Source organism: Sphingomonas sp. (assembly GCF_003248515.1).
Taxonomy (GTDB): domain Bacteria; phylum Pseudomonadota; class Alphaproteobacteria; order Sphingomonadales; family Sphingomonadaceae; genus Sphingomonas_I.
This window is the reverse complement of the sequence record NZ_QFOB01000003.1, coordinates 126,666-152,326: the sequence shown is the minus strand read 5'-3', so window position 1 is coordinate 152,326 and position 25,661 is coordinate 126,666. Positions and strand designations below refer to the sequence as shown.

Annotated in this window: 14 protein-coding genes; 10 read left to right on the top strand and 4 right to left on the bottom strand. The window is 70.4% G+C overall.

Annotation, left to right across the window (positions count from 1 at the left end):
* Positions 1 to 258: 258 nt before the first annotated feature.
* On the bottom strand, positions 259 to 915 hold the full coding sequence (locus DI605_RS06000; protein ID WP_293970541.1) for a cytochrome c family protein: 657 nt from the start codon (positions 913 to 915) through the stop codon (positions 259 to 261).
* Positions 916 to 1,017: 102 nt separating this feature from the next.
* Between DI605_RS06000 and DI605_RS05995 the strand changes: the two genes are divergently transcribed.
* Positions 1,018 to 1,908, top strand: coding sequence for a prephenate dehydratase (locus tag DI605_RS05995; protein WP_293970538.1), 891 nt, complete (start codon positions 1,018 to 1,020; stop codon positions 1,906 to 1,908).
* A 101-nt stretch (positions 1,909 to 2,009) separates the two neighbouring features.
* Here DI605_RS05995 and nudC read toward each other — a convergent pair whose 3' ends face one another.
* Together nudC and mutY are read right to left on the bottom strand one after the other, a co-directional pair.
* Positions 2,010 to 2,891, bottom strand: a complete 882-nt coding sequence (gene nudC, locus DI605_RS05990) for an NAD(+) diphosphatase (protein ID WP_293970535.1) — start codon at positions 2,889 to 2,891, stop codon at positions 2,010 to 2,012.
* The gene (gene mutY, locus DI605_RS05985) at positions 2,891 to 3,955 is read right to left on the bottom strand and encodes an A/G-specific adenine glycosylase (RefSeq protein ID WP_293971387.1); all 1,065 of its coding nucleotides are present in this window, start codon (positions 3,953 to 3,955) and stop codon (positions 2,891 to 2,893) included. Before mutY ends, nudC begins: the two co-directional genes overlap by 1 nt.
* A 41-nt stretch (positions 3,956 to 3,996) precedes the next feature.
* Between mutY and DI605_RS05980 the strand changes: the two genes are divergently transcribed.
* The 9 genes from DI605_RS05980 (at position 3,997) to DI605_RS05940 (ending at position 14,645) form a co-directional block, all read left to right on the top strand.
* Positions 3,997 to 4,551 carry a DUF721 domain-containing protein gene (locus tag DI605_RS05980; protein WP_293970534.1) on the top strand — a complete coding sequence of 185 codons (555 nt, stop codon included), beginning with the start codon at positions 3,997 to 3,999 and terminating at the stop codon, positions 4,549 to 4,551.
* Positions 4,548 to 5,267 (top strand): thioredoxin domain-containing protein, encoded by a 720-nt coding sequence (locus DI605_RS05975; RefSeq protein WP_293970533.1) that lies wholly within the window; start codon positions 4,548 to 4,550, stop codon positions 5,265 to 5,267. Before DI605_RS05980 ends, DI605_RS05975 begins: the two co-directional genes overlap by 4 nt.
* Positions 5,268 to 5,311: 44 nt before the next feature.
* Entirely contained in the window at positions 5,312 to 6,073 is a 762-nt protein-coding gene (locus tag DI605_RS05970) for a thioredoxin domain-containing protein (RefSeq protein ID WP_293970531.1), read from the top strand.
* A 25-nt stretch (positions 6,074 to 6,098) separates the two neighbouring features.
* Positions 6,099 to 9,500 (top strand): AAA family ATPase, encoded by a 3,402-nt coding sequence (locus DI605_RS05965; protein WP_293970529.1) that lies wholly within the window; start codon positions 6,099 to 6,101, stop codon positions 9,498 to 9,500.
* A 6-nt stretch (positions 9,501 to 9,506) separates the two neighbouring features.
* A complete protein-coding gene (locus DI605_RS05960; RefSeq protein ID WP_293970526.1) occupies positions 9,507 to 9,743 on the top strand; it encodes a hypothetical protein in 237 nt (78 codons plus the stop codon).
* 1 nt (position 9,744) lies between these two features.
* Positions 9,745 to 9,894, top strand: coding sequence for a hypothetical protein (locus tag DI605_RS05955; protein ID WP_293970523.1), 150 nt, complete (start codon positions 9,745 to 9,747; stop codon positions 9,892 to 9,894).
* Positions 9,895 to 9,936: 42 nt separating this feature from the next.
* Positions 9,937 to 10,764: an aldo/keto reductase gene (locus DI605_RS05950; protein ID WP_293970520.1), complete on the top strand. Its 828-nt coding sequence runs from the start codon at positions 9,937 to 9,939 to the stop codon at positions 10,762 to 10,764.
* 143 nt (positions 10,765 to 10,907) lie between these two features.
* Positions 10,908 to 11,171 carry a hypothetical protein gene (locus tag DI605_RS05945; protein ID WP_293970517.1) on the top strand — a complete coding sequence of 88 codons (264 nt, stop codon included), beginning with the start codon at positions 10,908 to 10,910 and terminating at the stop codon, positions 11,169 to 11,171.
* A gap of 279 nt (positions 11,172 to 11,450) precedes the next feature.
* Positions 11,451 to 14,645, top strand: coding sequence for a CHAT domain-containing protein (locus DI605_RS05940; RefSeq protein ID WP_293970514.1), 3,195 nt, complete (start codon positions 11,451 to 11,453; stop codon positions 14,643 to 14,645).
* Positions 14,646 to 14,675: 30 nt separating this feature from the next.
* On the opposite strand, the gene DI605_RS05935 is transcribed toward DI605_RS05940, so the two are convergent.
* Positions 14,676 to 25,661 carry a filamentous hemagglutinin N-terminal domain-containing protein gene (locus DI605_RS05935; RefSeq protein ID WP_293970511.1) on the bottom strand — a complete coding sequence of 3,662 codons (10,986 nt, stop codon included), beginning with the start codon at positions 25,659 to 25,661 and terminating at the stop codon, positions 14,676 to 14,678.

Genomic DNA, 25,661 nt, shown 5'->3' with positions numbered 1-25,661 from the left:
GGGAGGGTTCGCAGCGGAGATCAAGCCGTGGGGCGGCCTTATCTCTTTCCTCCGATTGATCCTGGCTTCGCTGTTCGCTCTGCCGCGTTGCAATGTAGGATTTCATGGAACGTCTGGCCTGCTCGCGCCGCGCGCGTGAGCATGCGCCCGAAAGCGCGACCTTGATGTCACTTTCCACAGTCGAGGTGGGCGATCGAACGGTCGGGTGAGCACCCGGCGGGGCGGGCGCCGGGATGCGGAGCGCCTGCCCCGCAACCCTTACTTGGCCTCGTTGGTCGTTTCGGCAGCGGTCGCTGGGGTCTCTTCCGCCGGGGTCGCGGCGGGGGCTTCGCTTGCGGCCGCATCTCCGGGGGGCGCGGCGGCAGCCGGCGCATCGGCGGCGGGAGCGGCCGGCAGCGGCTGGGGATGGTCGCTCTGCTGGTTCAGATAGGCGATCACGTTGGCGCGATCCTCGGGCTTGGAAAGGCCCGCGAAGGTCATCTTGGTGCCCGGCGCATAGGCTTTCGGGCTCTTCAGCCATTCGTTCAACGTGTCGAAGGTCCAGTTGCCGCCCTTGCTCTTCAGGGCATCGGTGAAGGCGAAGCCGCCCGCGCCCTGGCCCACGGCCTCGCCGACGACGCCATAGAGATTCGGGCCGAGCGCGTTGGCGCCGCCCTTGTCGGCATTGTGGCAGGCGGTGCACTTCTTGAAGACGTCCGCGCCCTTCTGCGGATCGCCGGCGGACATGTAGAAGGCGAAGGGCTTTTCGGCGGCGGCGGCGCCCTCGCCGGGCTCGGCCTCCACGCCGGTTACCTCATAGCCCATTTTCTCGGGGCGTTCGGCCATGAAATGTTCGCCGGTGACGATCGAGAGGCCCAGCGCGACGATGCCGCCAGCGAGGACCCAACCCGCAATCGTATTGCCTCGATCGTTCATGCCGCCCCCAGACTTAGATTTATTATGGTTCGCTTTAATCAGCGAACGAAGGGGCCGCAAGGTTGCGGCGAGCCTCCGAGAAACCTAAGCGCGGCGGCCATTATGGAAAGCTATCCCGCCCCCGCCCGCGCGCTCGTCGCGGAGCTTACCCGAGCCGCCGCCCAGGATCCGGATCGCGCGGTGGCGTTTCAGGGCGCGCCGGGCGCCAATTCGCATATCGCGGCGATGACGGTGGCGCCCGATTGCCTGCCTCTGCCCTGCTTCCATTTCGAGGATGCGCTGGATGCCGTGCGCGATGGGCGCGCCGGCCAGGCGCTGATCCCGATCGAGAATTCGCTGCACGGCCGCGTCGCGGACATCCATTTCCTGCTGCCCGAATCCGGCCTCTCGATCGTGGGCGAGCATTTCATGCCGATCCGTTATTGCCTGATGGGCTTGGGCGGCGAGGTGACGGAGGCGATGAGCCACCCGCAGGCTCTGGGCCAGTGCCGCCACTGGCTGCGTGAGCGCGGGCTGAAGCCGGTCGCCTATCCCGATACGGCGGGTGCCGCCGCTGCGGTGGCGGAACTGGGCCGGCCAGAGGTGGGGGCGATCGCGCCGCGCCTCGCCGCCGATCTTTATGGACTGAAGATCCTCGCCGATGGCCTGGAGGATTCGGATGACAACACCACCCGCTTCGTGAAGCTCGCGCCCCGCAGCGAAGTGGCGCCGCAGGGCGTGCCGACGATGACGACCTTCATCTTCGAGGTGAAGAACGTGCCGGCCGCGCTCTACAAGGCGCTGGGCGGTTTCGCCACCAACGGCGTCAACATGACCAAGCTGGAAAGCTACCAGCGCGGCGCCAGCTTCGCCGCGACCGAATTCTATTGCGATGTCGAGGGGCGGCCCGAGGATGCCAATCTCGGCCGCGCACTGGAGGAGCTGGAGTTCCACACCAAGTGGATGCGCGTGCTGGGCACCTATCCGCAGGAGCGCGCGCGCACCGTCGTCTGACGAGCGCATCTGACGAGCGCCATGTTTTACTGAAGGCCGGCGCGCGGGGCGCGTAGGCGTCGACCGGGGCTGTCCTGTGCGCGGGAGAACGCCGTGGGGCGCTATGCTCCCTCCAGCCAGGCCCGCAGCAGCGTGTTGGCGATGGCGTAGGGCGGGGGCGGAAGGAAGGCGGCACCTTCGACATGCTCCAGCGCCGCCGCGACATCCGCGCGGCTGGCCCATTTGGCGTCCTCCAGTTCGTTCCGGTCGAGTGTGATCGTCTGGTCCGCCACTTCGGCGATGCAGGCGATCATCAGCTGCGAGGGAAAGGGCCAGGGCTGGCTGGCGACATAGCGGATGCGCCCGGCGCGAACGCCCGCTTCCTCGAAAAGCTCGCGTCCCACCGCGCCCTCGATCGATTCGCCCACCTCCAGAAAGCCGGCGAGCGCCGAATAGCGTCCCGCCGGAAATTGCGGCTGCCGGCCGATCAGCACCTGCGCCGAGGCCCCCGATCCATATTCGGCCAGCATGATGACGACGGGATCGGTACGCGGATAATGTTCGGTGCCGCAGGCCGGGCATTGCCGCGCCCAGCCGGCCCGGATCAGCGCGCTCGGCTGGCCGCAAAAGGCGCAGAAGCCGTGGCGGGCATGCCAGTCGAGCAGGCTTCGCGCCATGCCGTAGGTCGCGGCGTCGGCCGCCGAAAGCGAATCGATCAGCGCGAATATCTCGGGGCTGCGCCGCGCGCCCTGCCGCCCCGGTTCCAGCCGGGTGAAGCGCGGCCGGCCGGCGATCCGGCCGAGCAGCACGAACTGGTCCTCGGGAATGTCCGCCGGCGGCGGTGTCCACAGCAGGCCCGCCCCGTTCGTGGCGGGCAGGTAATCGGGCATGTCGAGGAACAGGGCATCCCCGTCCCCCAGCAGGCGAGGCACGATGTCGGGCGCCAGCCGTTCGGTCTCGACGCGATCCAGCGCGGATCCGGTGAATCCGGGGGTGAAACTCATCACGCTTTCTCCGTCTGCGATCGGGCGAGGGCGGCTGCGCGCGCGAACAGGGTTGGCAGGCCGGCTTCCTCGATCCGCCCGATCGGCCACCATTCGCCCTCCGCCAGGCGATCGGAAGCCAGTGAACCCACCACGACATAATCGAGCGCGAAATGGGTGAAGACATGGCGTCCGCCGCCCAAGGCGCGCCAGTCGGCCGGGGCGGGGGCATCGGCAAGGGCCGGATCCTGCTCCTGCCACGGCCCGCTGGGCAGCGCCCGCATGCCGCCCAGCATGCCCCTGGGCGGCCGCCGCCGCAGCAGCACATGCCCCTCCGCTTCCAGCCAGAAGATGGTTCCCCGCCGGACCGGCTTGTCCCGCTTCGCCATCTTGCGGGGATAATCCTCCTGGGCACAGGCGGCGCGGGCGGCGCACCCTCCGGCCAGCGGGCAGAGGGCGCAGGCCGGCGAGCGCGGCGTGCAGATCGTCGCGCCCAGATCCATCATGGCCTGCGCGAAATCGCCGGCCCGCTCGTCCGGCGTGATCGTGTCGGCAAGCTGGCGCAGCTTGGGCCGGGCGGCCGGCAAGGCTTCCTCCACCGCGAACAGACGGGCGACGACGCGCTCGACATTGGCATCCACCACCACCGCGCGCCGGCCGAAGGCGATCGCGGCGACGGCGGCGGCCGTATAGGCGCCAAGGCCGGGCAGGGCGCGCAGGCCTTCCTCCGTATCGGGAAAGCGCCCCCCATGATCGCGGGCGACGGCGCGGGCGCAGGCGATCAGGTTGCGGGCGCGGGCATAATAACCAAGCCCGGCCCAGGCGGCCATCACATCGGCATCCGCCGCCGCCGCGAGCGTCTCCACCGTGGGCCAGCGCGCAAGGAAGCGGGCGAAATAGGGCTTCACCGCCGCCACGGTCGTCTGCTGGAGCATCACCTCGGAGAGCCAGACGGCGTAGGGATCGGGCGGTGGCCCCAACGGATCGGCGCGCCACGGCAGCGTCCGGCGATGGATGTCATACCATGCCAGCAGCGCCGCCGAAGGCGGCACGGGGCCTGTCGGTGCGCCGGATCGCGGGGACATGCTATCGACGAGCATGGCGGGCCTATGGCATGGCGGCGGGGATGACGGAACGAAAGACTCGCAAGGCGCCCGGCGCCCGCGCCGATGCACCCCGCGCCAATGGCGTGCGATCGGTGGCGGAGATGGTGCCCCAGGTGGGGGCGATGGCCTTCAAGCGCTTCGGTTTCGTCCAGTCCTCGATCGTCTCGCGCTGGGCCGAGATCGTCGGCCAGCGCTATGCCGACGTCTCCACGCCCGAATCGATCCGCTTTCCGCAGGGCAAGAAGCAGGATGGCGTGCTCAATCTCGTCGTGCAGGGCAGCCATGCCACGATGATGCAGCATGTTGCGCCGGCGATCGTGGAGCGGGTGAACCGCTTCTTCGGCTATCCGGCTGTGGTGAAGCTGGCGATCCGGCAGGGCGCCGTCGCCCCGGCGCCCGCGCCGCGCCGCGCGCCGCCCTCCCTGAAGCCGGTGCCCGTGGAGCTTGGCGAAAGCCTGCGCGCGATCGCCGATCCGGAATTGCGCGAAACATTGTCGGCGCTGGCGGGCGCGGTCGCCGCCTCCACCGGTATTCCGAAACTCTCGGCCGGCCGGCCGCGCGGGAGCAACGATTGAACCACCTTCTCCGACGGCTGCTGCCGTTTCTGATTCTCGCCTTCGCCGCGCCCTCGGTGTCGGCCGCCGCTCCGGCGAAGCCCGCCGCCGCGGCCGCACCCGCCGGAAAGGACTGGACGAAGGTCGCCACGCGCACGGCTTCGGGCACGTTCGTGCAGGGCAATCCAGCCGCTAAGGTGAAGCTGATCGAATATCTCTCTTTCACCTGCCCGCATTGCGCGGCCTTCGATGCGGAAGGGGCGAGCCCGCTCGCCCAGCGTTACATCCGCACCGGCCTCGTCAGCTATGAGGTGCGGCTGGCGCTGCGCGATCCCTTCGATCTCGCCGCCTCCGTGCTGGCGCGATGCAGCGGTCCGGTGCCGTTCTTCGCGGTGAAGCCTGCTTTGTTCGCGGCCCAGTCCGATTGGCTGCAGAAGGGCTATAAATGGGGCCAGACCGCGCCCAAGCTGGATGAGATGACCGAGGCGGACGCCGGCAAGGCGATTGCGGCCGGCGCCGGGCTGGATACCTTCTTCATCAAGCACGGCCTGCCACGCGAGAGGATCGACGCCTGCCTCGCCAATGCGGAGGAGCAGCGCTCTCTCTCCGCCGCCGCGCAGGCGATCTGGACGCCGGATTTCCCCGGCACGCCGCTGTTCGAGATCAATGGAAAGCGGGCGGAAGGCGTGCATGACTGGGCCGGGCTGGAAGCCAGGTTGAAAGCCGCTCTGGGCTGATCCGCCCGGATCGCCGTATCTGAATTCATGTCGAGGATATTGGAATGATGTCTCGCCGGCCCGTCGCCGCTCTCGTGATCGCTCTCTCGCTCGCCGCCTGCTCGAAGAAGGCGGCCGATACCAATGCGGCCCCTCTGCCCAGCGGCCCCGTCGCCGCCGTGGCACCGCCGGCCGGCAAGGAATGGACCGACGTGGCGAGCATGACGCCCGAGGGCGGCGTGCGGATGGGCAATCCCGATGCGCCGATCAAGCTGGTCGAATATGCGTCGCTCACCTGCCCGCACTGCAAGGATTTCACCGCCGAGGGCGCGGAGCCCATCCAGGCGAAGTTCGTGAAGACCGGCAAGGTGAGCTGGGAATATCGCCCGTTCGTGCTGAACAGCTATGATATTCCGGCCTTCCTGCTCACCCGCTGCCGTGGGGCCGAGCCCTTCTTCAAGCTGGCTGAACAGGCCTATGCCGCCCAGGCCGAATGGGTGGGCAAGGCGATGGCGCTCACGCCCGCGCAGCAGGCCGATCTGCAGGGAACGGAGCAGGCCCAGCTCTTCAAGAAGATGGCTTCCTATATGGGCCTCGACGCCTTCTTCCGCGCGCGCGGCATCTCCGCGGCGGATCAGGACAAATGCCTGAGCGACGTTTCGGCGGCCGAGGCGCTCGCCAACAACACCAATATCGCCACCACCGAGAAGAATGTGACGGGCACGCCCACCTTCTTCATCAATGATGAGCTGTGGACGGTGCCGAATACGACATCCCCGGTCGCGCCGCAGCTGATCGCACGCCTCACCGCGCTCGCCGGAAGCTGATCTCGGGCGCGCGGGGGCCGGGGCGATGCGCATCAGGAAGCTCCGGCTCGCGGGCTTCAAGAGCTTCGTCGAGCCGGCCGAGCTTTTGATCGAGCCGGGGCTGACCGGCATCGTCGGTCCGAATGGCTGTGGCAAATCCAATCTGCTGGAAGCCATACGCTGGGTGATGGGCGAAGGCAGCCCCAAGTCGCTGCGTGGCGGCGGCATGGAGGATGTGATCTTCGCCGGCACGGCCAGCCGCCCCTCGCGCGATTTCGCGGAGGTGAGCCTGCTCGTCGAGCTGCCGGATGGCGAGCAGGAAGTCGTCCGCCGGATCGAGCGCGGCGCCGGTTCCGCCTATCGCCTGAACGGGCGCGATGTGCGCCAGCGAGACGTGGCGCTGCTGTTCGCCGATGCGGCGACCGGTGCGCATTCGCCTGCCCTCGTCAGCCAGGGGCGGATCGCCGCCGTGATCGCGGCCAAGCCCCAGCAGAGGCGCGAGATGCTGGAGGAGGCGGCGGGCATAGCCGGCCTGCATGTGCGCCGCCGCGAGGCCGAGATCCGGCTGCGCGGCACCGAGGCCAATCTCGAGAAGATCGATGAGATGCTGGGCGAGATGGAGGTGCGGGCGACCGCGCTCCGCCGCCAGGCGCGCGCCGCCGAGCGTTATCGCACGCTTTCCACCGAGATCGGCCTAGCCGAGGCGCGGACGCTCTTCGCGCGCTGGCGCGAGGCGGCCGCAGGCGCTGAACAGGCGCGCGCCAAGGCGGCGCAGGCCGAACAGGCCGTGGCGCAGGCGGCGGAGGCGCAGCGGGCGACCTCCGCGCATATCGGCGCTGCGACCACCGCCCTTGCCGAGGCGCGCACCAAGGCGGATGCCGCGCGCGAGGAGGCGGGCGCCACCCGGCACAGGCTGGAGGCGATCCGCGCCGAGGATGAGCGCGTCGAGCGGCGGCTGGAGGAATTGTCCCGCGCGGTGGCCCTGCTCAAGCGGGATCGGGAGCGCGAGGATGCGCTGGCGATCGATGCGGCGGCGGCGCTGAAGGCGCTGGACGAGGAGGATAAGGCACTCGGCGGCGCGATCGCGCAGGCCACGGCCGAACGCGCCGGCAACGATGCCGCGCTGGCCGGGGCGGAGCGCAAGGTGCGCGATGCGGAGGTCGCGGTCGCGCAGGCGCTGGCGGCGGCGGCGGCCGAGGAGGCGGAGGCGCGCGTGGCCGAAGCGGCGCTCGCGGCGGCCCGTCAGCGGCTGGCGCGCGCCGATGCCGAGGCGCAGCGCGTGGCGCGCGAGGTGGCGGCGCTGGGCGATGCCGCGCCGCTGGTGGCCGCGCAGGAGGAGGCGAAGGCGCAGGTCGCTGCCGCGGAGAGCCGGGTGTCGGGCGCGGGCGCCGCGATCGGCGATGCGGAGGCCGCGCGCGAGCAGGCGGCGCTCGCGCGGGAGGAGACGGAAACGCGCTCGGGCCTCGCGGCGGCGGCGCTGGCGCGCGCGGAAAGCGAGGCGAAGGCTCTGTCGGCGGGGCTGGCGCGCGATGCGGGTGATCGGGCCCTGACGCGGCTCACCGTGGCGGCGGGCCATGAGCGCGCGTTGGCGGCGGCGCTGGGCGATGATCTCGACGCGCCGATCGGCGGCGCCGGCGCGCGGGCCTGGTCGGGGGCGGAGGTGCAGCCGGGCGATCCGGCGCTTCCCCACGGTGTCGGCGCGCTGGCGGACTTCGTTTCGGGAGGGGAGGCGCTGGCGCGGCGGCTTGCGCAGGTCGGCGTGGTCGAAACGGACGAAGGCTGGCCGCTCGCCGTGGGGCAGAGGATCGTGACGCTGGCGGGCCGGTTGCGCCGCTGGGACGGCTATGTCGCGCGCGATGTCGGCGCGGCGGCGGCCGAACGGCTGGTGCGCGCCAATCGACTGCGCGAGATCGAGGGCGGGCTTGGGGGGCTTCGCGACGAGGCGGCCTCCGCGCGCGCGGCGCTGGAGGGCGCCACCACGATGCAGCGCGCGGCGCGCGATCAGGCGGATGCCGCGCGCCGCACGCTGGCCACGGCCGAGGAGCAGCTTCGCAACGCCCGCCGGCGCGAGGATCAGGCGCAGGCCGCCGCCGAGCGACACGCAGCCTCGCTCGCAGCCTTGCAGGGCCGCCGGGAACGGGCGGACGGTGAACTGGCCGAGGCGCAGCAGGCCGTATCGACGGCGCAGGTCGATGTCGCGGCGCTGCCGGACCGGGCGGCCTCGCGCGCGGCGCTGGATCGCCTGAACGCGGCGGCGGATCTGGTGCGCGCCGAGCTTGCCACCGCGCGCGGGCGGGCGGCCGCGCTGGGCGAGACGATCGCGCGCGATCAGCGTCGGCGCGAGGCGGCGAAGGGCGAGGCGAAGGGCTGGCGATCGCGTGCGGGCGATGCCGCCAAGCGGATCGAGGAGATGGCCCGGCGGCTCGCCTCCGCCGAGGCCGAGCATGCGAACCTCGCGCCCCGCCCGGACGAACTGGCGCAGGAGATCGCGCAGGCCAGCGAGGCGGCGGCGAGCGCCGAGGCGGCGGCGCGTGCCGCGCGCGAGGCGGAGAGCGGGCGCGAGATGGAATTGCGCCGGATCGAGGCCGCCGCCGCGCAGGCGGGGGAGGCGCTGGCCACCGCGCGCGAGGCGCGGGCCACGCTCGTCGCCCATGCCGAGCATCAGGAGGCCCGGCGCGGCGAACTGAGCCGGGCGGCGGGCGATCGTTTCCAGTGCCCGGCGGCCACCCTGCCCGAGAAGATCGGCTTCGATTCCGCCACGCTGCGCCCGGCCGAGGAGGAAGGTGGCCGCCACGATCGGCTGGTGGCGGATCGCGAACGGCTGGGTCCCGTCAATCTCGTCGCGGAGACCGAACTGGCCGAGCTGGAGGAGGCGCGCACGACCAATGCCGCCGAACGCGAGGAGCTGGGCCTTGCCGTGAACCGGCTGCGCGGATCGATCGGGAGCCTCAATCGCGAGGGGCGGCAGCGGCTGCTGGCCGCGTTCGAGGCGGTGGACGGCCATTTCCGGCGACTCTTCGCCACGCTTTTCGGCGGGGGCGAGGCGCATCTCGCGTTGATCGACAGCGATGATCCGCTGGAGGCGGGGCTGGAGATCATGGCCCAGCCGCCGGGCAAGCGCCTCGGCAGCCTCACGCTGCTTTCCGGCGGGGAACAGGCGCTGACCGCCGTGGCGCTGATCTTCGCGCTGTTCCTCACCAATCCCGCGCCGATCTGTGTGCTGGACGAGGTGGACGCGCCGCTGGACGATGCCAATATCGAGCGCTTCTGCGATCTGCTGGCGGCGATGACGAGAGAGACGGACACGAGATATCTGGTGGTGACGCACAATGCGGTGACGATGAGCCGCATGCACCGCCTGTTCGGGGTGACGATGATCGAGCGCGGCGTGTCGCGCCTCGTGTCGGTGGACCTCGGCGGGGCGGAATCCCTGCTGGCGGCGGAGTAATATCGCGTGGCCAAGCGTTATCGCGTCGTGCACCAGCGCAAATCCATCTGGGAGGCGCTCGTCTCCGGGCGCGGCAGCCGGGACTGGTATCTCGCGCAGGCAGGCTATTGGTATGGCTGGCGGACGATCGCGACCTGCCTTTCCACCGAGGAGGCGGAGGCCGCCTGCCGCGATCATGCCGGCGGGCTGCTGCTGCGCGGCGGGCATCGCGTGATTTCCGAATTCGAGCGGCCGGACGATTGAGATGGTGGGCCTGACTCTGGCGATCGGCGATTTCATGATGCTGCTGATCTCCGCCGTGCTGTGGACGAGCGGGGGCTTCATCCTGCTCGCGCTGGCGGGAATCGGTGCGATCGGCGGGATCGCGATGCTGGCGAAACGGTTGAGGCGCTAGCCTGTATTTCAGGCCCGCGCCGGCGGAAATCAGGAGGAAATCATGACGGACGTCCCCACGCAGCTGCTTCATGACGGGCATAGGATTCCGCAGCTCGGGCTGGGCGTGTTCCAGACGCCGCCGGTGGAGACGGAGGCGATCGTGCGCGCCGCGCTGGATGCGGGCTATCGCTACGTCGATACGGCAATGATCTATGGCAATGAGGAGGGCGTGGGCGCCGCGGTGCGCGATTGCCCGGACTGGGTGTTCGTCACGACCAAGCTCTGGAATGCCGATCAGGGTTATGACCGGACGCTCGCCGCATTCGATGCCAGCATGAAGCGGCTCGGCATCGATGAACTGGATCTCTACCTGATCCACTGGCCGGTGCCGCGCATCGATCGCTTTCTGGAAAGCTGGAAGGCGCTGATCCGGCTGCGCGACGAAGGGCGCGTGCGATCGATCGGCGTATCCAATTTCCGGATCGAGGATCTTGAACGGATCATCGACGGGACGGGCGTGGTGCCGGCCGTGAATCAGGTGGTGCTGCATCCGGGTTTCCAGCAGCGGGAGCTGCGCGCCTTCCATCAGCGCCACGGCATCGTCACCACCAGCTGGAGCCCGCTGGGGCGAGGCGAGGCGCTGGCCGATCCCGTGATCGGCCGCATCGCGGAGAAGCATGGCAAGACGCCCGCGCAGACGATCATCCGCTGGCATATCGACAGCGGCCTCAACGTGATCCCCAAGACGGCCACCCCGGCGCGGCTGGCGCCCAATCTGGATGTCTTCGATTTCGCGCTGGACCATGAGGATCTGCGCACGATCGAGGCGCTGGATCGCGCCGACGGCCGCATCGGGCCGGACCCGGCCGTGATGGAAATGGGCGTCTAGGGCGGGATAGCGCGCCGTGCCTGCGGCCCCTTCGCAGGGAAGGGGCGTCGATGTGCGGGCGGGCGCCGGATCGATCGCGTTTCTGCGGCTTTCGGGCGGCGGCGGCGCGCGCTATTCGCCCGCGACACACAGGAGGCAGGCACGTGGCGACCAAGGCAAAGGCGAAGCGGACGAGGCGGGGAGGGGGCGGCGCGCCTTCTGGCGCCATGCGCTGGCTGCTGTGGCTGGTGGTGATCGGCCTGCTCGGCGTGATCGCGCGCTATGCCTATATCGCGGCCCAGCCTGACAGGCAGTGCTACAGCTTTCTCGCGCGCAAGGATGGGTGCGGCGCGCTCAAGGATTATTCGGCCAGCGATCGCGCCAGGCTGGACAGGCTGGTGGACGAGGCCGTGCCCGAAAAGAAATAACCGAGGCAGCGTGCGCCGCGATCTGATCGAATCGTCGCGGCTCGGATCGTCGCAGGGCCGGGCTTTGGTTCTTGGAAGGCGCGGGGCGCGGGTCTATCGTCGGTGGGTGGCAAGGCCATGACGGGCGCGACCGGGGGCGGAAGCGGGAATGGAATCATGTGGAACGGGGTCTGGCGATCGTCCCGGCGCCTTATGGCAGCCGGGTTGCCTTTCCCCGTGCCCGCCTAGGATCCGAACCGGCGGCAACGCCCGCGCCGCGCGTCAGATGAGGCGCGCGCGATGAAGCGCCTGATCGCGATCGCCTCCGCCGCTGTGCTGATGGCGCAGACGGGCGGGGCGGCGCCACGCCTCCGTGGGCAGGCCCCTGATGTGTTCGTGCTCGGCCGCGATGCGACGGGCGAGCCCTGTTCCGCCACGCGCAACTGGCGCGATCCCCGCCTGGGTGACGCATTCGATGCGGCATGGGGCCTCACCTGCCGTGGCGTGGCCGCGAGCCGGCAGCAGGGCTATGCGCTTCGGCTGGATCCGGCCCATGCCGCTGCGGCCGACGTGAAGGAGTGCGGCACCGCCATTACCCAGACGATCGACGGGATCGGCGCTGTCGAGGCACGGGCCTGCTATGATCCGACGCTCGCTGCCGCCGCCGTGCGCGTGCAGTTCCGGCGGGATGGGCGTTATTATGTGGGGGCGGCCGCGCCTACCGCGCTCGGCCCGCTGGAGGCGATGCTGCGCACCGTGGCGCGGGTTGCCCCGTCGCCCGCCGATCGGGATGTGGTGGTGACGCCGACGCTTTCGGCCGCGCGCCTGCCGCAACCGGCGGGAATGGCGGAGGTTTCGAGCGCGCGCGCCGTCTTCGATGCCTCGGCGGCGCTGCAGGCGAGCATCCAGCTCAATCATCGCGGGCGTTATGTGGAGGCTTCGCGCCTGCTGAACGATGCCCTGTCGCGCCTCGACAATGATGGCGCGGCGCTGACGCGTGTCGAACTGGAACTGGAGGCAGGCCTCGCGGATAGCAACATCCGCCAGTTCGATGCCGCAGACGATCATTTCGCCCGCGCCGGCGCCGTGCTGACGGCCAATGCCCGTTCGGATCGCGCGGCGGCGCTGGAGGCGAAGCGCGCCGTCTATCGCGGGCTGGATCTGCTCAATCGCCGCCAATGGGCGGAAGCGCTGGCCGCGATGGCGGATAGGGGGGGAGAGGCGAAGTTCCTGCTGGATCCGGCCACGCTCAGCCGGCTCAATCAGGCGCCGCCGGGTGCCGGCGTGTCGGCGGCCCTCTCTTCTGTCGATGGCGCGCAGCTCGCGCGACTGATGCTGGAGGCGCAGCGCCGCTGGGCGCGCAGCGTCGCCCTGCTCGCGCTCGGTCGCACGCAGGAAAGCAATGACGAGCTGGATCGCGCGGCGGAAGGGATCGCCCAGTTGCAGCGGAGCGTCGAATCCGATACGCTCACCGCGATCAAATCCCGCGTCCAGCGCCAATATGCGCGCGTCGCCGTGCGCGAGGGCAAGGTGGATGTGGCGCTGTCGCTGTTCGATTGCGCGATCGCCTCGTTGCAGGGGCAGCCGCCTTCCGAACAGAAGCCGTGCCCGCTCGATCGGCCGGGCCGCAGGATCGGCGCGCCCGGCAATGCTGAAGGGCTGATGATCGCGGAGACCGAGCTGGAGCGTACCAACATCCTTGCCCGCCGTCCGGGCGTTTCCATGCGGGATCTGCTCACCGCTTATGATGCCGGCGTGGATGCGCTGATCGCCTCCACGGATGCGGGCGGCATCGTGCCCGCGTCCCTGGAATCCTATCTCGAAACGCTGACGACCCTGTATGCCCAGGCGCCCACCGCCGAGCTGGCCGAGCGTTATTTCCGCGCCGTGCAGTCGGCGGGCGAGCCGGGTATTGCGCGCCAGCTCGCGCAGCTTCAATCGGTCGTGACGGCGGATGGCACGCTGGGCGCGAAGGTGCGCGATCGCGGCGAAGTGGAGCGGCAGATCGTGCAGCTGCGCTATGCGATCGCCGCCGCGCCGGCCGACGATGCCGTCTCGCTCGCCTCGCTGGAGGCGCAACGGCGCACGGCGGAAGCCAAGCTGACCGATCTGAACGCGACCATCGCCTCCGACAGCCGCTATCGCGCGGTGGACGATCGCCCCGCCACGGTGCGCGAGGTGCGCGCCGCGCTGAGGCCGGGGGAAATTTACCTGAAGATCAGCCGGCTGCGCACCCATGCCTGGGCGACGGTGATCGATCGCGAGAAAGCGTGGATATATCCGCTGGCCGGCAGCAGCGAGGATACGGACGAGGTCGCCACGCGGGTCCTGAATTCGATCCGCGACAATAGCGACAGCCTGCCCTTCTTCGACGTGGTCGCCGCGCATGATCTGTTCGAGCTTGTCGCCGGCCCGGCGCGGCAGGCGATCGTGGACGCCAGGGCCATCGTCTTCGATCTTTCGGGCGCGCTCCAGAATCTTCCGGCGGGCGTGATGGTCGCGGATCCTGCTTCGGTGCGGGCCTATCGCGCGCGCTTCGATCTGGAGCCGAACGATTATAGCCATGTCGATTTCCTCGCGAGCCGCGCGGAAATTTCGAATGCCCTGTCGCCCCGTTCCTTCCTGATCGCCCGCGCGCTTCCGGAATCGGTGGCGCCGCGGCCGTTCATCGGCTTCGGCCAGAATGCCCCGCCGATCGAGGCGAGCGCAGGCATGACGCCAAGGCCCGTCTCCTTCGGGTTTGGCTGCGCGATGGCCTATGATGATCTGGCCGGGATCATGCGGCGCGTGCGGCCCGTATCCGCCGCCGAACTGGGCATAGCAGCGCTGGCGCTCGGCAATCCCGAGGCGCCGGAGGTGACGGGCCGGGCCTTCACCGATACGGCGATGATGGCCGCAAGCGATGCGGGCGATTATCTGCAATATCAGGTGATCCATTTCGCTACGCATGGCCTGCCGGAATCGCACTGGGGCTGCTCCGTGGTGCCGCCCTCGCTGTTGACCACGCTGGCGGCGCCGGCACCCCCCGATCAGCCGCAATCGGATGGGCTGCTGACCTTCTCCGAAATCGCGCGGCTGCGGCTGGATGCCAATCTCGTCGTGCTGCTCGCCTGCGAGACGGCGGCGGGCGTTTCCACGCGCGGCGGCCGCCTCGGCGGGCAGGATGAATCGGCCGCGACGCTCGATGGCCTCGTGCGGGCGTTCATCACCGCGAATGCCAGGTCGGTTCTGGCCACATACTGGAAGGTGCCGGATGGCCCGCAGACGGTGGATTTCGTCCGCACTTTCTATGCCACGGGGAGGACGGATACGATCGGCATGGCGCTGCGCCGTGCCCAGACGATGGTGATCGCCCGGCCCGATGTCTCCCATCCCTTCTTCTGGGCCGCCTTCTTCCTCGTCGGCGATGCCAGCAAGACCATGCTCTCCCGCACGCCGCCCCTGCCCGCCGCGCAGCATGTGGCGGCCAACGAACATTCGATCGGGCAGCGCTGATCGGCGGAAGCCCGCGCGCCGCCCCGATCCTCAGGGGACGGAGGAGATGTCGGAGAAGAGCGCCTCGTTGCTCGTGCCCACCGAAGGATCGAAAGGCAGCGTCAGATCGTCGCCTGTGCGGAAGATTGCGGCGCGGCTGGTATCGAATACGCTCAGTGTCGGCTGCACGATCGATGCCGAAAGACAGCCCCCGCCGGCGGCACCGATCAGGCATCCGTTGGCGCGGCTGTTCGAACGGGAAACCTCGCCGCCGATGACCAGCATGTTGCCGCCGAGCAGCGATGTGGCGGTGCTGCCGATATTGTTGATCTTGCCAAACATCGCGAAGGCGTTGGTGCCGGCGCTCGGCAACAGTTGCAGCGATTGGGACTGGCCTTCGGTGCCGATCACGAGGCCGCTCTGCGTGCCGGGCTGGCCGCTATTCTGGAAAAGCGCGAAATTGGCGTAGCGAACGATCAGCCGGCCCGCCTGCACCGTCAGCGGATCGCTGTAGATGCCCTGCGCATTGCCGAGCGTCGCGTTGTACAGCGAGGAATTGGGCTGGGAAACGAAGCGGGAGGCGACATCCGCGGCGGCGATCGGCGCGGCGCCGCGAATGCCGATCGCATCGAGGAAGCCACCGTCCAGCCCGACGCCGATGCTGTCGGCGCGCAGATCCAGCGTCGCGCCATCCACGAGCAGGCGCCCACCATTGGCGGCCGTCGTCGCCACGCGGAGGATGGAGGCGCGGCCCTCGTCGCTGGCGCCGCCGCCGAGCACGATCAGGCGGGTGAGCGGCGATCCGGAGGCGACGAAGCGGCCGAGCACATCCACGCGCCCGCTGGTGCGGATCTGGAAGAGCGTGCTGCCGGCAGCCGGCGTGAGCGAAAGATCGCCCGTCCGCACCGCGCCGCCCTGCGCATCGATCACGAGGCTCGCCGCCGAAAGCCGCGCGATTTCCGCATTGGAAAGGCTGAAACCCGTGTCGCCCGCGTTGAATTCGGTCGCGGCTTCGGCCGGGGCATCGCCCAGTCGCGTGGGGTTGGCCGGCGTACGGTTGGTGAGGGTGATGCTGTCGCCCGCCATGGCGCCTTCCAGCGCCACATCGGCGGCCGATATCGTGATCGCGCGGCCGGTCACGCCGCCCAGCATGGCCGCGCCGGCTGCTTCGATCGCAACGTTGCCCGTGCCCCCGGCATTGATGGTCGCGGGCGCGAAGCGGATCGCGCCGCCTGTTCCCGTCGCCGTCATCGCGATGCCGGAGGATCCGGATGAAAGGCCCAGTCCGGCCTGTCCGGTGATCGCACCCGTTCTCGCCGTCAGTGTCACGCGTCCGCCGGCATTCTGCGTGGTGGCCGCCCCGCCGGGATCGCCCAGCATGATCGCCGCCGCCGCGATCGAATAGTCGCCAGCGGTGCGGGCCGCCCCGCTCACCGTGGCTGTGCCGGCGGCGCTCAGCATGACCGAGGATGCCCCCAGCGAGGCGAAGCCGATATCCCCGGATGTCGCCGTCGCGAGGATGGCTCCCCCTGCGGTTGCCGATCCCACCGAGACGGTGCCCGCCGAAATCGTCAGGTCGCGCGCGGCTGAGGCGAGCGCGACGGAAATCCTGGCGGCGTCTCCCAGCGTGACACTGCCGCTGGTGCTGGTAACGGATGCGATCACCAGATCGCCCGCCGTGGTGAGGGTCACATCGTCCCGCGCCGAAAGCGTGTCGATCTGCAAAGTGCCGTCCGCAGCCGCATCGGTCGGGGTGGCGATGGAAAGAGCGGTGGTCCTGATCGCGGCAGTTGCCGGTTGCGTGGCCGCCGCGAAACTCGCGCCGGACCGGACCGTGCCCAGCGTGATCCGGTGGGCCGCGACGCTGATGGCGCGCGCGCTGGCCAGCATGTCCGCCGACAATTGATCGGCCGCCGCAAGGGTGATCGCGCCGCCGCTGCTTGCAAACGTGCCGATGGCGAGACCGGCGGCGGAATTGACGGCTGCGTCGCCGGCCGTGCTGACGGTGCCGAACGTGGCGCCGCCAGCGCCGGCCGCCGCACTCAGCAAGCCGCCTGCGGTGAGCGTCGCGAGATCCAGTCCATCGCCACGGACGATGATGTCGCTCCCCGCGTTGATGCGGGAAGCGCGAACGGTGCCGCTGGCCGTGAGGCGCGCGATCGTCCCCGCGCCGCCATCGCCCAGCACGATATCTCCGCCGGCTGCCGCCAGCGCCAATGCGCCGCCCGAACTGGCCAGCGTGCCGATCGTCAGTCCGGCGGATGACGTGATCGTGGCATCCCGGGCGACCGCGATCATGCCGAGCGTGCCGCCGTCCGCGCCGGCGGTCGCGTCGAGTGCTCCCCGCGTGGTTACGATGTCGAAATCGAGTGCCCTACCGCTGGCGATCACGTCGCCTGACGCTTCGAGCTTCGCGACGCGCACAGTGCCGCTGGCCGCGAGCCGTGCCGTGCTTCCGGCGTTGCCATTGCCCAGCACGATATCTCCGCCGTTCGCGGTGAGGATCAGCGTGCCGGCCGCACTGGTGAGCGCGGTGGCCGTCAGCCCCGCCGCCGAGGCAATCGCCACGTCTCCGGCAGCGGCAATCGTGCCGAGCTTGGCGCTGCCCAGGCCCGCTATTGCTTCGATCGTCCCTCCGGTGGTCACCCCAGCGAGATCCAGCGCATTCCCGCTGACCATCGCATCGCCCGCCACCTGAAGCTTCGAAACGCGGGCGGCGCCCCCGGCGGTCAGGCGCGCGGTCGTTCCCGCTGTACCGTCGCCGAGTGTCAGGCCGCCTGCGGTCGCCGTCAGTGTCAACGCGCCGTTCGCGCTGGCGATCGTATCGATCACGAGGCTGGCGGCGGCGGTGATCGTCGCGTCGCCGGCCGTCCTGATCGTGCCGATCGTCGCGCCGCCTGTGCCCGCCGTCGCATTCAGGGCTCCACCGATCGTCGCGGTCGCCAGATCCAGCCCGGAGCCGCTGATCCCGGCGTCGCCGGTTGTCTGCAATTGCGTGACGCGCGCCATGTTGCTGGCGGCAAGGCGGGCGCTCGTGGCGGCGCTGCCATTGCCCAGCACCAGATCGCCAGCCTCGGCGGTCACGGCCAGCGCGCCACCGCTGCTGGCGATGGTGTCGATCGTGAGCCCCGCCGCCGAGGCGACGCTCACGTTGCCAGCCGCGCTGATGGAACGGAGAGTTCCCCCTCCGCCCCCGGCGATCGCGGTGATCGTGCCGCCGGCGGAGATCGTCGCCAGATCCAGCGTGGCGCCGCTGATGGCCATATCGCCTGACGCGTCCAGCCGCGTCGCGCGCACGAAGCCGTTGGTGGCGCCCAGCGCCAGTGCACCGTTCGTGGTGACAAGCGTATCGATCGAGAGGTTGGCTGCGGATGCGATCGTGACATCGCCCACGATCGTTGCGGTGCCCAGGCCGGCGCCGCCGGGGCCGGCCGCGGCGTTGAACGTGCCGCCCGCGATCGTGCCGATCGTGAGTGCCGCGCCGCTGGCGATGACATTGCCGGTTGCCTGAAGTGTCGCGGCGGTGATCGCGCCTGTAGCCATCAGCCTCGCATCCCGACCGGCTGTCAGCGAGGCCAGAGCGATCGTCGTGCTGCTGTCGATCGTGGCATCGCCCGAAGCCGCCGTCACGATCAGGGGGCCGCTGCCGGCAAGGCCACCGGTCGTTCCCCGCTTGGTGAGGATCAGGCTGGTCGCCGCCGTCGCGTCGGTCAGCCGGAGGGCGCCGCTTCGAGCCGTGATATCCACGCGATCGCCGCGTGCGCTTCCGATCGTGGAGGTGGCCGCGTTCGTCCGCAGCAGGGTCGCCGCCGCCAGGTTTCCCGCGACCAACGTTCCACCGGCGTCGATGGCGATGCCGCCGGCCAGGCTCGCGCCCCGATCGATCATCATGTCCGTGGCGGAGGAGAGGGTCGCGTCTCCCGTCGCCGTGAAGGAGGCGATATCGAGCGCGCCGGCCCGGCTTCGTGCCGTGAGCGCTCCGCCGGCCAAGACATTGGTCGCGTCGATGGTCGCCGCGTCGAGCGAGACAGCGCCGCCCGCGCCGATCGTCGCGACGATGGCATCGCCCGCGCTGGCCGTGATGGTCACGCTGCCGCCGGCCGTGATTCCGCCGATCCTTGCGGCGGCGGACCTGGCGAGGATCGTCGCCTGCCCGGCGTCGAGCACCGCAAGATCGAGGGCTGCGGCGCCGAGGGAGGCCGCACCGCCTGCGGTGACCTGCCCGAGCAAAGCCGCGCCGCTGATATTCACGGTCAGGTCGCGTCCCGCGGACAGGATGGCTCCCGTGTCCGGCGTCAGGCCGCGCAGGGTGGTCGCGGCAAGTGCCAGATCGCCGGTGCCGCCGCTCGCCATGGCCGTGCCGATCTGCGCCGCGCCGGCGGACAGGATGGAGAGCCCCGCCACGCCCGAAGCCTGCGTGATCCGGAGGAGGCCCGCCGTTGTCGTCAGGCCCAGCGCTCCCCCGCTGGTGGCGGTTCCGATATCGAGGGTCGCGCCGCTGATGCTGCCGTCGCCCTGCGCGATCAGCGTCGTCGCGCTGAGCGCTCCCTGCGAGCCGGCGACGAGAGCGCCGGAACTGGCTTCGATCTGCCCCAGCGTGGCGGTTCCATTCGCCGCGATCATCGCCGACCCTGCGATCAGATCGCTTGCGAGGATGCCGCCCGCGACGCTCGTCAATTCCGCGCCGCCCCCGATGCGGGCGAGCGGAAGGACGATGCTGCCCGCATGGATCGTCGTATCGCCGCCGGCCGTCAGCGAGGCGATGGTGGCTGCTCCCCCGTCGGCCGTGATGTGAGCGGCGGCACCCGTGAGGAGCATGCCGATCGTGGCATCGCCCCCATTCGCGGTAAGGCTGGCCGAGCCTGTCGTGGCGGTGGTCTGGCCAAGGGAGAGGGCGCCGCCTTCAATCGTGATGTCGCGGCCCGCCTCAGCCTCTGCGAGATTCACCTGTCCGCTCGCGGTGATGATGATATCGCGACCGGCCGACAGGCTCGCGAGCGTGCCCGCCGCCGTGCCGCGAACATTCGTCGCGGCGGCGATGATGAGGTCGCTCCCCGCGCCGGCCGTGGCCTGATCGATCGCGATATCGCCGCTGGCGCGCAACAGGATCGCGCCGGCGGACATTGCACCGGGCGTCACCACGTCCCCCGCCGTCGCCACGAGGCTGAGCAATCCTTCGGCGCTGGCCGCGCTGCCCAGAGCGACGCTCGCGCCCCGCGCGGAGGCGCCGGTCTGGCCCGAGAGTGTCGTCAGCGTGAGCGATCCGCCCGCCGTCGCGGTCGCCGTCGTGCCCCCGGTAAGGCTCTGTCCGCTGAGCGCGCCGCCGGCCATCGCGCTCGCCGCGCCGGCGATCGCGGTGGCGCTGGTGAAGCGGAGGGTGCGCGCGGCGCCGAGCGTCAGGGCGCCCGCCGCGTTCAGCGGGCCGAGCGCGATCAGGTCGCCGGCCGTGCCGCTCGCCGCGAGCCGCAGATCTTGGCCCGCGCCGGTCACGTCGATCCGCTCCGTGGTGAGCGCGCCCACGGCGGAGGCATCGAGGGTGCGCAGTGTGGTGACGGTGCCACCGAAAGAGAGCGTGCCGGATGTCGCGAGCGAGGCCGTCAGCGCGTGCAGGCTGTCCACGCCGGTCAGGGTACGCGCTTTCACCACGCCGAGCGCGATCGCCTGCCCGTCACCGGCCCGCACGCCGATATCGCCCGTGCCGTCCGCGCCGCCCTCCAGCCGCGCGGCGGAATCGAGCGCGATGCCGCCCGCGCCGTCGAGGATGAGGGTTCCCGCGCCGGTGGCGGTTAGGTCGCTTCGCAATGTGAGCCCCGCGCCGCCGGAAATGACGCCGCTGGTCGCGACGGCGAGGATCGACTCGGCGCGCTGCAAGATCGGGACCGCGCCATTGCCGAGCAGCACCGACGCGCCCGTCACCGAATAGGCGCCGCCCGCCGCGACGGCGCCGCTGACGGTCGCCACGCTCCCCGCCGTGATCGTGGCGGAGGTGGCGCTGGTGAGCGTCCCGACCGTCGTCGCGCCCGATGTCGCGATGTCGATCAGGTTGGTCCCGGAGACGATGTCGGTCGCCTGGACGGAAGCGCCGGCGATGCGCACCGCGTTGCGGGCGGAGAGCGCGGCGCCATAGACTTGGCCCCCACTGCTCCTGATGGCGATTCCGCCCGCACCGGACGTGATGCCGCCCGACAGGGACAGGCTTGCCGGAGCCGTGCTTTGGCCAATCGCTATGTCGCCCTGGGCGGTGAGGGAGGCGAGGGCGATCGTGCCGCCGCGATCGATCGTGATTCCGCCCGCAGCGGCGATCGCACCGGCAATGGTCAGCGCGCCGCTGCCGCTGATCTGCACGACACCGCCCGCCGAGATAGTCTCGATCGCGGTCGCGCCGTTCGAGGCGAGCAGGACGGCCCCGGTGGTGGAAAGGGCTCCGGTTGCGATTGTGCCCGATCCGGAGCTGATCCGGAGCGAACTGTCGGTTCCGGAGAGCGCGTTGATGCCAAGCGTCACGTCTCCAAGCGTGATCGCGGCGCTGCGCGTGATCCCGGTGGTGAAGGCCGCATTGCCGACCGCACCCAGAAGGCTTCCGCCGCTCAGGTCTCCCAGCGCCACATTGTTCGTAGCAAGGCGCGAGCGGATCTGGATCGGGCTGCCGTGCGTGCCGTTGCCGGCGCGGAGCGTGACGCTGCCGAAGGCGATGTCGCCGCCGTTCGTGCCGCTCGTCACCAGCGAGAGCGCCTGATTGCCATCGCCGTTGGTGTCGGCGTGGAGGGTGAGGCCGGAAAGGCCGGTGAGCGTGCCGCCGGTGGCGGTGATCGTGATCGCACCCTGCGCCTGCTGCACGATCGTCGTGCCGGCCGTGCCGAGAATGACGGAGCTCCCGGTGACGGAATAATCGCCCGTGAGCGAAACCGCGCCGGTGACGCTGGCGGTGCCGTTCGCGGCGGTGAGGCTCGCGCCCGCGCCGGCGCTCAGCGTGGGCACCGAAAGGTTGCCGGTCAGCGCCGTCAGCGCCAGCGCCCCCGTGGTGGCGGTCACGCCACCGCCCAGCGCAAGCGTACCGCCCCTCAGCGATACGTTTCCGGCGCCGCGCACCAGGCCGCCATAGCCTTGAGCGCCGCTGCTGGTGATGGCGAGGTTGCGCCCGGCGTCGCTCGCACCGGCGATCGTGAGGCTCGTCGCAGCCGCCGATTGGCCGATCAGCAGATCGCGCTGGGCGGAAAGGCTGCCGATCGCCAGCGCGCCCGTACGATCGATGCTGATATCGCCGAGGCCGGATCCATCGGCCGTGATCGCGCCGCTGACGGTGAGTGCCCCATTGCCAACGATCGTGACCGCGCCCGCCTGTGCGGTGATCGAGACGGCCGACATCGGGGCGGCGCTGCCCGTCGAACCGGAGGAGAGCGTCACGCTTCGCGCCGAAAGCGTGCCGGCCGTGAGGATATCGCCGCTCGCCTGCAGCGTCAGTGCGCCGCTTAAGTCGACATTGCCGATCGTGATGGCGGCATTGCGGACGATGCCCACGCCGAAGGTCGCGCCGCCGCTCGCGCCCAGCAGATTGGCGGCCGCAACGTCGCCCAGCGCCACGCCATTGCCCGCGATCCGTGATCCGATCCGCACATCGGACTGGCGTGCCGATCCGCCGAGCAGGGTGGTGCCCGCGAAGAAGATGTCTCCCCCGCTCGTGCCGCCGGTGAGCAATGTCAGGGCGAGGTTGCCCGCGCCGCCGCTGTCCGATTGCAGGGTGAGGCCCGATTGGCCGACGAGCGTGCCGCCCTGCGCCTCGATCGTGACCGCGCCGCTCGCTTTCTGGACGATCGCGCTGCCGCTCGTGCCGAGCCTGACCGACTGGCCGCTGATCTGATAGGCGCCGCCGGCCACGGTAACGGCCCCGGATATGATCGCGTCGCCGCCCCGCGCGAGAAGGGAGGCGTCGCCGGCCGTGGTCGTCAGCGTGCCGAGCTGGAGCGCGCGGCCGGCGTCGATCGCCACGCTGCGCGCATTCAGGGCATTGCCCGATATGTCGCCAAGATCGCTCGCGAGCGTCACCGTGCCACCGGCGGAGAGGCTGGTCAGCTGAAGGCCGTCATATCCGCCCAGGGCGATGTCGCGCCCGGCGGTGATGGTCGCCGAAAAGCTGGCCGAGCCGTTCGAGGTCAGCTTGAAGTCGCGCCCGGCGGTGCCTGCGCTTGCAAGGGTGAAGGCGTTGGCGAAGGCGCCGGTCTGCCCGATCAGCACGTCCCGGCCCGCCGTCAGGCCGAGGAGGCCGAGGGATTCGGTGCCGCCACTCGCATCGACGATGATATCGCCGGTCGCGGCCGATGCGGTGAGGATGCCGGCGGCCACGTCTCCCCCCCGGCCGTCGATCGTGATCGATCCGGCGGTGGCGGTGATGTCTCCAGCCAGAATCCGATAGGCGGACAGCGTGATGGTCGGCGCCGTCAGCCGGCCGGTTTCCAGCGCACCGTTCGGCGTGTTCAGCAGCAGCGGCCCGCCGCTCAATGTGATGTCGCCCGCCCGGATGCCGCTCGTGCTCGTCGAGGTGAGCCCATCGATCCACGGGCCGCTCGTCCCGATCCGGCTCTGGAGGCGGCCGGCCTCCACCGAGCCCAGCAGGATCGCGACATCGCTGCTCGCAAGGCCGATCCGGAAAGCGCTGGCCGCGCTGGCGTTGGCGTGGATCGCAAGGCCGCCACCGCTCAGGAGGTCCAGAACCGGCGTTACGGACGGGGCCGCGTCGGTCAGGTTCAGGGTCAGGGCCTCATCGTCGAGCCCATCGGCATTGGCGGCGAGCGAACCCGCGCCGCCGGCGGTGATCGATTGGCCGGCGGTGATGGTGATCGCGCCCGTCGCGCTCTGGTCGCCGCCCAGCACCACCGATGTTCCGCTGACGGCATAATCGCCGTGGATGGCAAGGTCTCCGATCACGGAGGCGAGGCGCCCGGCGGCGATCGTGGCGTTGCCGGCGGTGGTGGAGAGGGCGCCGATCAGCGCATCGCCCGCAGTGCCCGGCGCGCCGAGCGTTATCCCCCCGGCGCTGTCGATGCTGCTGACAGTCAGCGTGCCGGATGTCGCGGTGATGGTGGCATCCCCGGCCGTCGTGGTGATCGCGCCGGTGAGCGTCGCATTGGTGGCCGCCGTGGCGGACAGGCTGGCGGAGCCGATCGTGCCGCCGCTGGCGATGCTGGCGCCGTCGAGCGTAGCCTGTCCGCTCGCGGCGAGGGAGGCGAAGCCCAGCGCGCCTGCCGCCGAGATCGATACCCCGCCCGCATCCGCCGCGATCGCGCCGATCGTCACGCCATGGCCGGTGCCAGTGGTCGTGATCGCGGCGTCACCCGAAATGGCGTGAAGGCTGCCGATGGCGGCGCTGCCGGCGATCGTGAAGTCCGCCGCCGCCAGCGTCAGCGCGCCGGTCGTCACGCCGCCGTCGAAGGAGGCGGTGGTGCCCTGCGTCGCGATCCGCACCGTGCCGGCCAGTGTGATGCCGTGCGCCGTGACATCGCCCAGCGTGAGCGCGCCAAGCTTCGTGGGATCGGCCGCATTGTTGCGTATCTGGAGCGAATAGCCGGTCGTGTCGGTGCCCGCGAACAGGGACGAACCGGAGAGGTCGATGCCGCCGTTCACGGCATCGAGGAAGAGCCCGCGATTGACGGGCGAGAAGGCGGCATTGGCGCTGTTGGAGGTGATGCGGGGCGTGCCTGCCGCCACGATGCCCCCGGTGGTGGCGGTGAGATCCACCCGACCCACCGCGCTCTGCTCCACGGTTTCGCCAGCCTTGCCGATCGTGATCGAGGCGCCGCTGACGATATAGTCGGAGCCGGCGGTGACGCTGCCCGCCAGCGTGGCCGCCCCGCCGGACAGGATCGTCACGTCCCCCGCTCCGGCCGTGTTGAGCGCGCCGCGCGCGGCGATGGTGCCGGCGGTGGCGGTGACGATCGAGCCGCCGCTGGTAACAGATGCGCCGATATCGGCCGAGGCGACGGCGCCGATGTCGGCGGGATCGTCGGGCAGATGGGCTACCGCGCCCGTGACCGCGCGATCCGCGCTCAGCACGACGCCGCGATCCGTGACGGTAACGCCGGTGGCCGTGACCATGCCGTCGATTGAAAGCAACGTATCCGCGACCGCGTCGCGCGTCGCCAGCGCCAGAGTGACGTTGCGGCCGGAAATCGTGCCGTTCACCTTGAAGGCGCCGCTGACGTTGGTGCCTTTGGTGATCGTGAGCGCGAGCGGGCTGCCCGGCGCCGATGTGATGGTGACGTCTTCGGCCACGATCACGCCCACGTCTCCGTCCGTATCGGCGGCTGCGGTGCCGGTCTGCGCCGTCAGCGTCGCGGCGGGATCGCTGCCCGATGGCGCGTCGACCGCGACCGAGGCGCCCACCAGGATCAGATCGCTGCGGCCCAGCGTCCTGTCCCCGGTCGCGCGCAGCGTGGCACCTGCCTTCACCTCGATGCCGCCGCCGGTCAGCGCCTGTCCCTGCGCGTCCTCGGGACGGAAGCGGAGCTGGCCGGTGAAGAAATCGGCGTCGCGCAAGGCCTGGCTGCTGGCGATCAGGCCGCCCACATTCACCACGCTGCCCGGCCCGAAGAGGATACCGGAGGAATTGATGAGATAGACCGAGATGTTCGATGCGGCGTTGAGCTGCCCGTCGATGCGGCTCTGCGGCACCACGAACGTGCCCGGCGTGACGCTGTCGCTCCCGATCACGCGGTTCAGCACCGAAAGGCCGACCGTGCCGGGCGTGGCGGTGGCATCGGTGAAGCCGATCGACTTTCCGGCGGGAATGTCGAAATGCGTCCAGTTGATCACCGTGGCCACGTCGTGCAGGCCGATCGATACGGCATCGGCGCCGAAACTCTTGTCGATCGTGGCGGCGGTGTTCGCCGCGCTGTTCACGGCCGAGACGATGTCGCTCTCCACAGGCAGCGTCTGTGCCTGCGCGGGCGTGACGCCAAGCAGCAGCCCCGTGCCGAGCGCCGTCGACAGGCCCAGCCGCCGGCGGAGACGACGGCATCCGGGGAGGGGCGTCGCGCCGCGCAT